This window comes from bacterium, from assembly GCA_016873475.1.
Lineage (GTDB): Bacteria > Krumholzibacteriota > Krumholzibacteriia > JACNKJ01 > JACNKJ01 > VGXI01.
Window position 1 is genome coordinate 1 of the sequence record VGXI01000088.1, and the last position, 12246, is coordinate 12246.

Here is a 12246-nt window from a genome sequence, read left to right on the forward strand (position 1 = left end):
GGGGCCTCGCCGATCGGGAGCACAGTGCCCGCCTGGGGCCCTGCGTTCCCGGCGAGGCACGGGAGTTCCTGCTCGGCCGCGACGCCGACTGCGCCCTCCCGCTCGCCGAGCGCAGCGTGAGCCGTCACCACGCGCGCCTGGCCTGGGACGGCGAGCGCTGGACGATTGAAGACCTCGGCAGCCGCTTCGGCACACAGCTCAACGGCGCCGCCCTGAGCGCGCTCGCGCCGCTCGCGGCCGGCGACCGGCTCGTCCTCGGGCGCCTGGAGCTGCGCGTGGAGATGGACGGACCCGCACCCGACGCGGGGCGCCGACCCTGAGCCCGGACGGCGAGGCGACGGTGCTCAGCTTGAGCGCGGCGCGCGAGACGGCCTCGGCCCCTGCCGCGGCCGGCGCGACCAGCGGTCTCGGCGAGGAGCGCCGCTACCGCGTCCTGCTGCGCATCCTGGACCTCTTCGCGGGCGGCCACGATCTGGAGGCCATCCTGGCCGCCGTGATTCGCTTGGCCGGCGAGGCCGTGGGCGCCGAGCGCGGCTTCATCCTCCTTCACGATGCCGAGAGCGGGCGCTGGCGCCCCGAGACCCAGGCCGCCTGGCAGGCCGAGGCGAGCGCCGCCGTCACGCCGCCGCTCGACGCGGGCGCCATCGGCCAGGTCAGCCAGACCGTGCTGCGCGAGGCGCTCGAGAGCGGCCGCAGCGTCTGCCTGGAGACGGTCGCCGCCGATCCCCGCTTCGACGCCGCGGCCAGCCTGCACTCCCAGCAGGTGCAGAGCCTCATCTGCGTGCCGCTCCTGCTCGCGCCGGAGCAGCGCCGCCTCGGCGCGCTCTACGTGGACCGCCGCGCGGCCGGCGCCGGGCCCTTCGCCGGCGCCGATCGCGAGCTGCTCGAGACGGTGGCCGCGCAGGCCGCGCGGGTCATCGAGACGGAGCAGCTCCAGGCCGCCCGCGCGCGCGCCGAGAAGCTGGCCCTGCTCGGCACGCTGGTCGGGCGCCTCGCCCACGAGCTGAAGAACCCGCTCTACAACGTGCGCGGCACGGCGGAGAACATCCTCGCCAAGCTGGCCGCGGGCGGCCTCGCCGAAGAGGACCTGCGCGCCCGCGTCGAGCGCGTACTGGCCGGCGTCGACAAGGCGGAGGGCCGCATGAACAGCCTGCTGCGCTTCGCGCGGCCGGGCGGCGGCCAGCGCGAGCTGCTGGATCTCGCGCGGGTGCTGACGGCGGCGGCCGTCGACTGCGCAGCGCGCTTCCAGGAGGGCGGACTGCGCCTCGAGCGCGACTACCCGCGCGGGCTCCTCGTGCAGGGCGACGCCGAGGCGCTCGAGCAGGTGGTCGGCAACCTGCTCGTCAACGCGGCGCAGGCAATGGCTGAGCGGCGCGGCGGCTGCGTGCGCCTGTCGGCGCGGCCGCTCTGCCGGCTGGCCGCCGAGCCGGACTGGGTGGAGGTCTGCGTCGAGGACGAGGGGCCGGGCATCCCGGCGGGCGATCTCGAGCGCATCTTCGCGGACTTCTTCACGACCAAGGCGGGCGGCAGCGGGCTCGGCCTTGCGATCTGCCGCCACCTCGTGGCCGAGCACCGCGGCAGCCTGAGCGCCGAGAACCGCGCGGAGGGCGGCGCCCGCTTCCGGCTCGGCCTGCCGCTGGCCGCGCGGCGCGCCTGACAAGCGCGCCCGCTTGCGCTACACTCCGCCGAGGCGAAAGGTGAGCCCATGGCCGAGGCGCCCCGCATCCTGCTCGTCGACGACGAGGAGCTGAACCGCGAGTACATGGCGGAGCTGCTCGGCGAGCGCGGCTACCGCGTCGAGACCGCGGTGGACGGCCTGGACGCCCTCGCCCGCCTGAAGGCCGAGCCCTTCGACCTGCTCGTCACCGACCTCAACATGCCGCGCCTGGACGGCCTCGGCCTGCTGCGCAAGCTCGCCGAGGAGGGGCTCGAAGTGAGCGCGCTCCTGATCACGGCCTACGGCAGCGTCGAGGCCGCGGTCGAGGCGCTCAAGCTGGGCGCCCTCGACTTCCTCGAAAAGCCCGCGCACGGCGGCCTCGGCCCGCGGCTGCAGCTCGCGGTGGAGCAGGCGCTGAGCCGCCGGCAGCTGCTGCGGCGCACGCGGAGCCTCGAGGTCGCGCTCGAGCCGGGCGGCGAGGAGCTCGTCGGCAAGAGCGCGACGGTGGAATTGCTGCGCAGCAAGTGCCGCAAGCTGGGCCCCTCGCAGAAGACCGTGCTCATCCGCGGCGAGACGGGCACCGGCAAGGAGCTGGTCGCGCGGGCCATCCACCGCTACGGGCCGCGGGCGAAGCGCCCCTTCGTGGCGATCAACTGCGCGGCGATCGACCGCCAGCTCCTCAGCAGCGAGCTCTTCGGCCATGTGCGCGGCGCCTTCACGGGCGCGGTGAGCGACCGGCCGGGCAAGTTCGAGGCCGCCGACGGCGGCACGCTCTTCCTCGACGAGATCGGCGAGATGGATCTCGAGCTGCAGGCGCGCCTCCTGCGCGTGCTCGAAACGCACGAGGTGGAACGCCTGGGGAGCAACCAGCCGATTCGCGTGGACCTGCGCATCGTCGCGGCGACGAACCGCGTGCTCGAGCAGGAGATCGCGGCGGGGCGCTTCCGCGAGGACCTCTTCCACCGGCTCAACATCATCGCCCTGCAGACGCCGGCCCTGCGCGAGATCCCCGAGGACATCCCGCTGCTCGCCGAGCACTTCCTGCGCCGCGATCCCGAGGGCCGCGGCAAGCGCTTCACCGACGCGGCGCTGACCAAGCTCGCGGGCCACCGCTGGCCGGGCAACATCCGCGAGCTCAGGCACGTGGTCGAGCAGGCCGTCTTCTATGCCGAGGGCAAGCAGATCGACGCCGAGGACATCACGCTGCCCGAGCCGCGCGGCGCGGCGCTGGACTTCCTCGACGGCGGCCTCACGCTCGCCGAGATCGAGCGCGAGGCCCTCGTCCGTCGCCTCGCCCAGTGCGGCGGCAGCCGGCGGCGCGCGGCGCGCGGTCCTTGCAGAGCAGCGTCGAGCCGTCGACGTTGAGCGGGAAGGGCTGGTCGCAGGCGATCTCGAGCGTCTTCGTCGCCGCGTAGTGTTCCATCCCCCAGCGCGCGGGATCGCGGCGGATGGCGCCGCTGCGCGCCGCCGCCGCCTGGCGCAGCAGCGAGAAACCGCCGCGGTCGCGCAGGGCGTAGCAGTGGAAGCGGCCGGAGCCCAGGGCGTCCTCGCTGTAGGCGAGCTGAGGGCCCAGGTAGCCGTTCACGAGGATCAAGGCCTGGAAGCGGCCGCTTGCCGCCTCGGCGCCGTCCACCGTGAGCCGCCAGTGTCGCCGCTTCGTGAAGGGTGCCTTGAGGACGCGCTCACCGACCGCCAGGCTCATGCCGGTGGTGAAGGGGCCGAGGTCCCCGAAGAGCTGACTGAGCACACCCTTGTACCACTTCATGAAGCGGTTCTCGGTGAAGTGCGGAATGCGGCCGAAAAGACCCGCGCCGCCGTAGCCGACGAAGTGCTTCACGGGCAGGCCCGTGCCCGGCGCTTCCACGCGCAGCAGGTCGCAGGGCTCGGTGCGATCGGCGGCGATCGCCTCCGAGAACACGCGCACCGCGGCCTCGATCTCGTCGGGCATGCCGAGCACCTTGCCGATCAGGTCGGCCGAGCCCTTGCGCAGGAAGCCGAGGCGGATCTCATCGAGCGGCGGCTCGGCGTCGAGGATGCCCGCGAGCACCGCGTTGAAGGTCCCCGAGCCGCCGGCCGAGATGAGGATGCGCGCGCCGTCCCGCACCAGTTCGGCGGCCCGGGCGCGGGCCTCGCGGTGGCCCTCGATCGCTGTCAGGGGCGCAGGTTCGTCCAGCCGGCCTCGCGAAAGAGCGGCTCGATGCGCTGCACCTTGCCCCAGTCCGCGATCGAGCCCGAGACCGCCGTGGCGATCACCTCGATGCGAGCGTCCTTGCTAGCCATTGGCCACCTCCCCCAGGCCGCGCGCGAAGCGCGCGGCGGCATCCGTCAGCAGTTCGACCGGCTGGGTCCCGTCCAGCCGCAGGACGGGCAGGCCGAGCCGCGCCTCGGCGGCCGCGCAGACGGCCGCATAGGAGCGCTGGAGCAGCGCGAGCTTCTCGACCGTTTCGTGCACTTGCCGCGTTTCACCGCGCGTGGCGATGCGCGCGACGGCTATCTCGGCCGGCAGTTCGATGAGGACCGCCGCCGCCGGCAGCTCGAGCCGGAAGGGCACGAGCGCGCGCAGGCGGCGGAGTTCGGGGTGGCGTCGCCGCGCGGCGGCGCTGCCGCGGCCAGCGAGCTGGAGCAGCGCGGCCGCCGCGAAGTCGGGGTTCACTTCGCCGGGACGGTAGAGCGCGAGCCAGCCGGCGAGGTTCAAGAGCGGCGAGCCATCGAGCAGCACCCAGTCGGGGTCGTACCAGCGGCGGCACTCGCGCAGGAGGTCCTCCCTGAGCAGCAGCTCGGCCAGCTTGGGCAGCTTGTAGCCGCCCAGGCTCTTCGCCGATTTCGCGCGGCGGCTGAGGCGCTGGCGCAGGCGCTCGGCGGGCAAGGGCTGCAGGGCCTGCAGCTCGCCGCTCGCGTAGCGCTGGAGCGCGTCCCCCACGAGACAGGTGCTGCCGCCCGCCGAGAGCGCGAGGGCCAGCTCGCGGGCCAGGGTGCTCTTGCCTGAGCCGTCGATGCCGAGCACGGCGAGCGCACGCGTTGCGCGGCGCGGTGTATAGCGCGTTTGCCGGCGCCCGCGCTCGGCGGCGACCAGCTCGGCAACCTCACCCTGGAGGCTGAGCGCCAGCGCCCGCGGGCGCCCTTCGAGATGGCGGGCCGGGCCCAGCAGCACGCGGTTCCAGACCGGCAGGGGCAGGGCCGCGCCGCGCGGCAGCGCGCGCTCGGGACCGCTCAGCGCGGCGGGGATCACGGGCAGCCCGGGATGCCGCTCGAGCAGCCAGCCGACGCCGCCGCGAAAGGGCGCCAGCACGCCCGGCTCGCCGCGCGTGCCCTCGGGGAAAAGAATGAGGCTCTCACCCGCGGCGAGCGCGCGGTCCATCGCCGCGAGGCTCTCCGTGGCCGAGGCGCCGCGGTCCACCCAGACGGGCGCGAGCAGGCGATCCATGAGGTGCACGAGCCGACGCGAGCGCCCAAAGTGATCGGCGGCGGCCACCGGCCGCGTGCGCGCGAGCCGCTCGCGCGGGATCGCGCTGAGCAGGAGCAGGGCGTCGAGGTGGCTGTTGTGATTGGCGACGATGAGGAACTGCTGCAGCGTGGCGAGCTGCGCCGTGCCCTGCGCGTGCAGGCCGAAGAGCGCGCGCAGCAGCGGACGTAGGACGAGCACATGAAATGACGTGCGCCCGTCCATGGCGGCTAGAAGAGCTCCGTGGCGTAGCGGAGCAGGTGGAAGCCCACGGGGGCGGCGAAGAGCAGCGGGCGCAGGCCGTCGATGATGCGCCCGCGCCCCGGCTCGAGGGCCTCCAGGTCGATGCCTAGATCGCGCTCCACCGCGCGCAGCGTGAAGTTGCCCATCAGCACGAGGAGCGGCAGGAGCGCGGCCAGCAGCAGACCCTGCGGCCGCGTGAGCCCGGCCGGCAGGCCGACCAGCATGCAGAGCAGGAAGGCCGGCGGCGTCGCGGCGAGATAGGCGAGCGGCGGCCCGCCGCCGGCGCGGCGCACGAAGCGCTCGAGGAGGTCGGTGAGATAGGCGACGAGCAAGAGGAGCAGCGCCAGGCCGAGCGCACTGCGCGCGAGGTAGGCCAGGTGGCCCAGGCAGTAGACGAAGAGGAAGAGCCCGAGGTCCAGCGCCCCCATCGAGAAGACGCTGCCGCGCGCGCTGCCGCCCAGCGCGACGAGGAAGGGCAGCAGCACGAACACGTAGACCGGCACGGCGACGATGAAGAAGCCGTACCAGTCCGCCACTACCAGCCAGAACTGCAACGGCACCGCGAGATAGGCGGCGAGCATCGCCCAGCGATCTTCCGCGCGCAGATCGGCGAGCGAAAGGTACTCGCGCAGGCCGGCGAAGCTGACGAGGGCCATCAGCCAGGCGGCAACGGTGAAGGAGAGCCAGCGCGCGACGGCCAGGCAGGCCAAGAGCGCGAGCGGCGCAAGCAGCGTGGATCGGCTCTGGGTCATCGACCACCCCCGGCGCCCAGCAACGCAATGCTGGGCGCCGGAAGCGGAGAAGTCAAGGCCGCGCTCAGCGCAGCAGGATCAGCTTGGCCGTGGCCGCGAGGCCGGAGCCTTCCAGATGCGCGAGGTAGACGCCGCTCGGCTGCTCGCGGCCGGCCGCGTCGCGGCCGTCCCAGTCGAAATGCTGCTCGCCGGCGGGCAGCGTGCCTGCGAAGACGGTGAAGAGCCGCCGCCCGCTCACGTCGCACACGCTCAGCTCTACCGTCGCCCGTGCGGCGAGCGTGAAGCGCAGGGTCGTCTTCGGGTTGAAGGGGTTCGGCTGGGCGCTGAGCGCGACCGGCGGCGCGGGCACCGACTCCGTCGCTGTCACCGTCGGGTCCAGGGCCAGGACGACCTGGCTCGGCGCGTCGAAGTCCTGCGTGAAGACGATCGCCGGCGAGATCTTGTAGCGGAGATCCATGTCCGCGTCCCTGCCCCGCTGGCAGCAGAAGCTCTGGCTGTAGTCCGTCCAGACATCGCCCTCACGCACCATGTAGAAGAGCCCCTTCCAGGTCGGCATCATGTTGAAGCCGTAGTGCTGCTGGAACCAGACCGCGTGCACGCGGCCGGCTTCGTCGGCGGCAATCGCTGGATCTTGTGGCCAGGTGTAGGTGTCGAACTCGACGGTGAGATCTTCCGGATCGCTCCAGGCCCCGATCGGGCCGCCGTGGGTGTAGTGGATCACGTTGCAGGGGCAGGTCGGCTGGGGCCCGTTGCTCAGCACATGCTGCTCCTCGTCGATGCCGCAGGCCGCAGCGAACTCGCCGCCGTAGACGAACTGCCCCGGATGCAGCGCGACAGGTGCCTGCCAGACGCCACCGACGCGCTCGCTGTAGACGAGGCCTTCCTCCTGCATCGCATAGGCGCGAGGCCGCCAGGCTCCTAGGTCCGGCACAGGCAGGGCCTGCGCGAAACAGGGGGCGCCCCAGCTGCTGCCTGCCGGCACCAGCTCGGCATCCTGCCAGACGCCGAAGCGTCGCTCGGCGAAGCGCACGCCGCCCTGGGCGGTCTGGAAGCACAGGAAGACGCCAGTGTCCGTCGGCGTCTTCCACCAGCCGGTCAGGCGGGGCAGTGTCACGTTGAGGGCGAAGGCGTAGAGGGCGGCGTCCCGCCAGCCCGACCCGCTGTCCTCGCGGACGACGATCGTTCCCTGCCAGACAAAGGCGAGGATGTACCCGCCCTCGGCGAATGCGACGTCCGGCAGCGCGCCGCGCCCGTGGTTGACGGCGGGTCCCACGGCCCCGTAGGACCAGCAGCGGGTCCAGATGCTGTCCGCCTCCGCCCAGGCAACGAGCACTTCGCCGCCGGCGCCAGTCGCCACGCGGCAGCTCGCGGCCTCGCGCTCACCAGTAGAGATGGGATAGAACTGGAAGCTGGCGCCGAGGGGGGCGGCGCCGAGAAGAACCAGGAACGAAGCTAGAATCAGTGCCGAGTACCCGTACTTCATTTCCACACCTCCCGCGGTGGCGCGACAGGCGCCACCGCGGAAAGTATAGCACGGCCGTCGCCGGGCCCCTAGAGGCCGCTCGTCGGCGTTCCCTTGTCCTTGTCCTTGTGCGTCAGTTTCGCAAAGAGCTGGCCGACGTTCTGCTTCAGCTCGGCAACCTTGGGCGCGACGCCGTCGGGCGTGAGCCTGTCGACGAGATCGGGCATCACCTCGGCGAGCTTGGCCGCCGCGGCGTCCACGGTCAGGTCCATCTTCTGGGCGATCTTCTCGAGCTCGGGGCCGAGGGCGTCCTTCACCTGCGCCGCCGTCACCGGCAGGTTCTTGCCCTTGCTCACCCAGGACTGGGCCTGCTCCTTGAGGCCCGCCTCGTCGAACTTGGCGACGAGGCCGTCCAGGCCGTTGTCGAGCCCCTCGATCATCTTCAGCGCCTGGGCGGCGGCCTTGTTGCCCTCGGCGCCGGCGCCGTACTTGGCCTGCAGCTTGGTGGAGAGATCGTCGAGCCAGCTCATGCTTCCTCCTATCAAGGGTAAGGGAGTCCGGGCCCGCTAGCGCTTGGCGTTGCCCCGGAAGCGCGGCGCCAGCCAGGCCACCAGCAGTGCCCAGATCCAGATGACGACGCCGAGCAGCAGGCCGGTGCCGATGAAGTTGAAGCTCTTCTGCGCGGCGGTGATCACCTGCTCCGGCACATGGAGCAGATAGGGCCGGTAGAAGATCCAGCCGAAGACTACGCCGAGCACCAGGCTGCCGACCAATGCCAGCAGGAGACCGACTCGCAGGCGACTCATGCTCAACCTCCGGACGAGGCGCTGGCGGATCGCTTTCAAGAGCCCGGCCCCGCCGCCATTCGGACGCCGGCCGCTGGCCACACTAGCACATTCGTCCGCTGCTTGCAGCCCAAGATGCACCGGGAAGCCCCCGCGCGCCCGCCGCTTTTTCCTGTAACTTGAATCCCGGGGCCCGTATGCTCCCCTCGTTTGGGCGCGACCCAACCGGCGCGGAAGGACAGGCATGAAGAAGAAGCTGTTCATCGGACTGGGGATCCTGCTCGTGATCGCCCTCTTCGTCGTTCTCAATCTGCAGAAGCAGAAGGGCAAGGCGACCGAGGCGCAGGTAGAGGACGTCGAGGCCCGCGACCTGACCGAGCTGGTCAGCGCCTCGGGCAAGATCCAGCCCAAGGTCTCCGTCGACGTCAGCGCCGACATCACGGGCAAGATCGTCGCCGTGGCGGTCGAGGAGGGCGACACCGTGCGGACGGGCGACCTGCTGATCCGCATCGACCCCACGCAGATCCGCGAGGCCGTGCGCAGCGCCGAGGCGCAGCACCTCTCGGCGCGGGCCAGCCTCGAGGAGGCGCGCGCGAGCCTGGAGCAGCAGCAGCTCGAATGGCAGCGCGCCCAGGGCTTGCACAGCTCGGCCAGCATGAGCGACCGCGAGTTCGAGTCCAAGCGCGCGGCCTTCAAGCTGGCCGAGGCGCGGCTCGTATCGGCCGAGCGCAGCGTCGACCAGGCGGCTGCCTACCTCGAGCAGCAGCGCGACCAGCTCGCCAAGACGGAGATCCGCGCCCCGATGGCCGGCGTCGTCGTGCGCCGCAACGCCGATCCCGGCGAGATCGCGATCCAGAGCAGCCTGAGCATCCAGGTGCTGATGGTCATCGCCGACCTGTCGGTGATGGAGGTCGAGGTCGACGTCGACGAGACGGAGATCCCGCAGGTGGCGATCGGTCAGGCGGCCGAGATCGAGATCGACGCCTTCCCCGACTCGATCTTCCCCGGCCGCGTGACCGAGATCGCCAATAGCCCGCGCAACGAGACCAGCAATCAGGGCGTGGATTTCCGCGTCGTCATCACGCTGGCCGAAGGGCTGACCGGCCTGCGTCCCGGCCTCTCGGCCACTGCCGAGATCACCACCGCCCAGCGCGACAGCGTGCTCTCGATCCCGATCCAGGCCCTCACCCTGCGCACGAAGAAGGCGCTCGAGGACGACGAGAAGCGCTTCGGCCCCCAGCTCGCCAAGGCCGGCGTCAAGACGACGCCCTTCACCTTCGGCAGTGACGTCAAGGAGCTGGAGGGCGTCTTCATCGAGGTCGACGGGCGCGCGCTCTTCCGCGCGGTCGAGACCGGCATCGCCGGCGACAAGCACTTCGAGCTGATCGAGGGCCTCGCCGAGGGCGAGAAGATCGTCGTCGGGCCGATGAAGGCCGTGCGCACGCTGCGCCACGGCGAGCGCATCAAGGCGACCGCCGCCAAGGACGAGGTCGCCGAGCGCCATGGCAACGGCGTCAGCGTTTCCGTGGAAACCGACTAGGAGCCCGCCGTGCCCCTGCTCGAGGGCATCCGGATCGCGCTCGCGGCCATTCGCGCGCACAAGCTGCGCTCGGCCCTCGTCATGCTGGGCAACATGATCGCCGTCGCGAGCATCATCGCCGTCGTCTCGATCGTCGACGGCATGAACGCCTACGTCCAGGAGAAGGTCTTCGAGCAGGCGAGCGGCCTGCTCTCGGTGCAGCGCGTGGACGAGATGAAGGTGCTCACCGACCTGGACGCATTTCTCGAGAGCATCTACAACCCTCCGCTCACGCTGGCCGACCGCGACTGGCTGCGCGAGCGCGTGGTGAACGCCTCCAACATCGGCGCGAGCCGCCAGGTACGCGAGGACGTGGCGCGCGGCGCCGAGCGCCTGCGCGGCGTGCCGATCCGCGGCCTGACGGCCGATTACCCCTTCTGGCAGCAGATCGAGCTCGCTGCCGGGCGCCACTTCACCGAGTTCGAGACCGAGCACAGCCGGCCCGTCGCCGTCATCGGCGCCCGCGTCGCCCAGGACCTCTTCCCCGCTCAGGACCCGCTCGGGCGCCGCCTGCGCATCGGCGGCCGGCCTTACACGGTGATCGGCGTCGCCGCCGAGAAGGGGCGCGTGCTCGGCGAGGATCGTGACACCTTCGCGGCGATCCCCATCACCAAGGTGCTCAAGCACTACGGCCGCCACGGGCGAGACCTGAGCGTCACGATCCAGGCCAAGGCGATCGACCTCGACCACATGCCCGCGCTGCAGGAGGAGCTGGAGGCCGCGATGCGCCAGCGCCATCGCCTGCGCCCCGGCGAGCGGGCGGACTTCGAGGTGGTCGGCAGTGCCACCTTGCAGAGCCTCTGGGGGCGCCTCAAGAGCCTGCTGCTCTCGGTGCTCCTGCTCATCGTCGGCATCAGCGCGGTCGTCGCGGGGATCGTGATCATGAACATCATGCTGGTCAGCGTGCAGGAGCGCACGCGCGAGATCGGCGTGCGCAAGGCGATCGGCGCCCGCGAGGCGGACGTGCTCTGGCAGTTCCTCGTCGAGGCACTCACCCTTTCCCTGATCGGCGGCCTGATCGGCATCCTGCTCGGCTACGCCGGAGCGGCCGGCATCGCCCAGGCGAGCCCCCTGCCCTACGCCGTGCGCTTCTGGTCCGTGGTACTCGGCCTCGTGCTCGCCGTCACGGTCGGCGTCGCCTTCGGGCTCTATCCAGCGCGGCGAGCGGCGCGCCTCGACCCGGTGGAGGCGCTGCGCCATGAGTGATCGCCGCGCGCGCCTGACCGGCCTCGACGAGAACCTGCGCATGGCGGGGCGCAACCTGCGGGCGAACAAGGGCCGCTCCGCGCTGGTCGTGCTGGGCGTCGCGCTCGGCGTCACGACGCTCATGGCCGAGGTCTCGGTGATCCAGGGCTTCAAGGGCCGGCTCGAGCACGAGATCATGAGCACGGACATCACGCAGATCTACCTGACCCGCAGCGACCCCTTCGGCGAGACCGAGGACTGGATGAAGCGGCCCAAGCTGACCGTGGACGACGCGGAGGCGATCGCCGCGCTGCCCAGCGTGCGACTGGTCGATCCGCGCTCCGGCACGGGCACCGTCGCTCGCCACGGGCCGGAGAAGGCCAGCCTGATGCAGGTGGCTGGCACGAGCCTGAACTATCAGGAGGTCGAGAACGACTTCGTCGAGACGGGCCGCTTCTTCAACAGCCTCGAGTACGCGAGCGCGGCAAACGTCTGCGTGATCGGCCAGCAGCCGGCGCGCGATCTCTTCGGCGGCCGCGACCCGATCGGGCGCACGATCCGCGTCGACGAGGATCAGGAGTTCACGGTCGTCGGCATCTTCGCCAAGCGCGAGAGCATCTTCGGCTCGCTGGCCACCAACTACCTGATCGTGCCGCTCTCCACCTTCCGCAAGCACTTCCCCTGGGCGGACGAGCTGAACATCGTCGTCACGCCCGAGGGCAACGATCGGCTCGATCGGGCGCGGGAGGAAGTCGAAGGCCTGATGCGCATCCGGCACAAGCTGGGCCCGGGCAAGGAGAACGACTTCGCCGTCAGCACGCAGAACATGGCCGTGGATTTCACGCGCAAGGTGACGGGTCCGCTGACGCTGGTCGGCGTCGTGCTCGCCTCGATCGGGCTCATGGTGGGCGGCATCGGCGTCATCACGATCATGCTGGTCAGCGTGCAGGAGCGCACGCGCGAGATCGGCCTGCGCATGGCCGTCGGCGCCACGCGGCGGGACATCCTGCAGCTCTTCCTCGTCGAGGCGGCCGCGCTCACGGGCATGGGCGGCGCAATCGGCGTCGTCTGCGGACTCCTCATCGGCTGGCTCCTGCACCTGACGATGCGTCTGCCCGCCAGCGTGCCCGTGCTCTACGTG

General features: G+C 71.5%; 12 protein-coding genes. 6 read left to right on the top strand and 6 right to left on the bottom strand.

Features of this window, described 5'->3' with window-relative positions:
• The 3 genes from FJ251_08585 to FJ251_08595 all read left to right on the top strand — a co-directional run.
• Positions 1-320, top strand: a 320-nt coding sequence (locus tag FJ251_08585; GenBank protein MBM4117785.1) for an FHA domain-containing protein, incomplete at its 5' end; no start/stop codon positions are given.
• A gap of 20 nt (positions 321-340) precedes the next feature.
• Positions 341-1657 (top strand): GAF domain-containing sensor histidine kinase, encoded by a 1317-nt coding sequence (locus FJ251_08590; protein MBM4117786.1) that lies wholly within the window; start codon positions 341-343, stop codon positions 1655-1657.
• A gap of 48 nt (positions 1658-1705) precedes the next feature.
• Positions 1706-3022 carry a sigma-54-dependent Fis family transcriptional regulator gene (locus tag FJ251_08595; GenBank protein MBM4117787.1) on the top strand — a complete coding sequence of 439 codons (1317 nt, stop codon included), beginning with the start codon at positions 1706-1708 and terminating at the stop codon, positions 3020-3022.
• Here FJ251_08595 and FJ251_08600 read toward each other — a convergent pair.
• The 6 genes from FJ251_08600 to FJ251_08625 form a co-directional block, all read right to left on the bottom strand.
• Complete coding sequence (locus tag FJ251_08600; protein MBM4117788.1) at positions 2907-3761, bottom strand: hypothetical protein; 855 nt, start codon at positions 3759-3761, stop codon at positions 2907-2909. The genes FJ251_08595 and FJ251_08600 overlap by 116 nt on opposite strands.
• A 168-nt stretch (positions 3762-3929) precedes the next feature.
• Positions 3930-5324 (bottom strand): hypothetical protein, encoded by a 1395-nt coding sequence (locus FJ251_08605; protein ID MBM4117789.1) that lies wholly within the window; start codon positions 5322-5324, stop codon positions 3930-3932.
• 5 nt (positions 5325-5329) lie between these two features.
• Positions 5330-6094 carry a hypothetical protein gene (locus FJ251_08610; protein MBM4117790.1) on the bottom strand — a complete coding sequence of 255 codons (765 nt, stop codon included), beginning with the start codon at positions 6092-6094 and terminating at the stop codon, positions 5330-5332.
• Positions 6095-6158: 64 nt separating this feature from the next.
• Entirely contained in the window at positions 6159-7577 is a 1419-nt protein-coding gene (locus FJ251_08615; protein MBM4117791.1) for a hypothetical protein, read from the bottom strand.
• Positions 7578-7645: 68 nt separating this feature from the next.
• Complete coding sequence (locus FJ251_08620; protein ID MBM4117792.1) at positions 7646-8086, bottom strand: DUF937 domain-containing protein; 441 nt, start codon at positions 8084-8086, stop codon at positions 7646-7648.
• Between the two features lie 36 nt (positions 8087-8122).
• Complete coding sequence (locus FJ251_08625; GenBank protein ID MBM4117793.1) at positions 8123-8362, bottom strand: hypothetical protein; 240 nt, start codon at positions 8360-8362, stop codon at positions 8123-8125.
• Between the two features lie 223 nt (positions 8363-8585).
• Here FJ251_08625 and FJ251_08630 point away from each other — a divergent pair, with 223 nt between their 5' ends.
• The 3 genes from FJ251_08630 to FJ251_08640 form a co-directional block, all read left to right on the top strand.
• Complete coding sequence (locus FJ251_08630; GenBank protein ID MBM4117794.1) at positions 8586-9881, top strand: efflux RND transporter periplasmic adaptor subunit; 1296 nt, start codon at positions 8586-8588, stop codon at positions 9879-9881.
• Between the two features lie 9 nt (positions 9882-9890).
• On the top strand, positions 9891-11126 hold the full coding sequence (locus FJ251_08635) for an ABC transporter permease (GenBank protein MBM4117795.1): 1236 nt from the start codon (positions 9891-9893) through the stop codon (positions 11124-11126).
• Positions 11119-12246, top strand: a 1128-nt coding sequence (locus tag FJ251_08640; GenBank protein ID MBM4117796.1) for an FtsX-like permease family protein, incomplete at its 3' end; no start/stop codon positions are given. The genes FJ251_08635 and FJ251_08640, both read left to right, overlap by 8 nt.

Excerpts from the sequence above, each read along its gene's own strand:
- FJ251_08595 (MBM4117787.1), top strand. The coding sequence starts at position 1,706 with ATGGCCGAGGCGCCCCGCATCCTGCTCGTCGACGACGAGGAGCTGAAC.
- FJ251_08605 (MBM4117789.1), bottom strand. The coding sequence starts at position 5,324 with ATGGACGGGCGCACGTCATTTCATGTGCTCGTCCTACGTCCGCTGCTG.
- FJ251_08610 (MBM4117790.1), bottom strand. The coding sequence starts at position 6,094 with ATGACCCAGAGCCGATCCACGCTGCTTGCGCCGCTCGCGCTCTTGGCC.
- FJ251_08615 (MBM4117791.1), bottom strand. The coding sequence starts at position 7,577 with ATGAAGTACGGGTACTCGGCACTGATTCTAGCTTCGTTCCTGGTTCTT.
- FJ251_08620 (MBM4117792.1), bottom strand. The coding sequence starts at position 8,086 with ATGAGCTGGCTCGACGATCTCTCCACCAAGCTGCAGGCCAAGTACGGC.
- FJ251_08625 (MBM4117793.1), bottom strand. The coding sequence starts at position 8,362 with ATGAGTCGCCTGCGAGTCGGTCTCCTGCTGGCATTGGTCGGCAGCCTG.
- FJ251_08630 (MBM4117794.1), top strand. The coding sequence starts at position 8,586 with ATGAAGAAGAAGCTGTTCATCGGACTGGGGATCCTGCTCGTGATCGCC.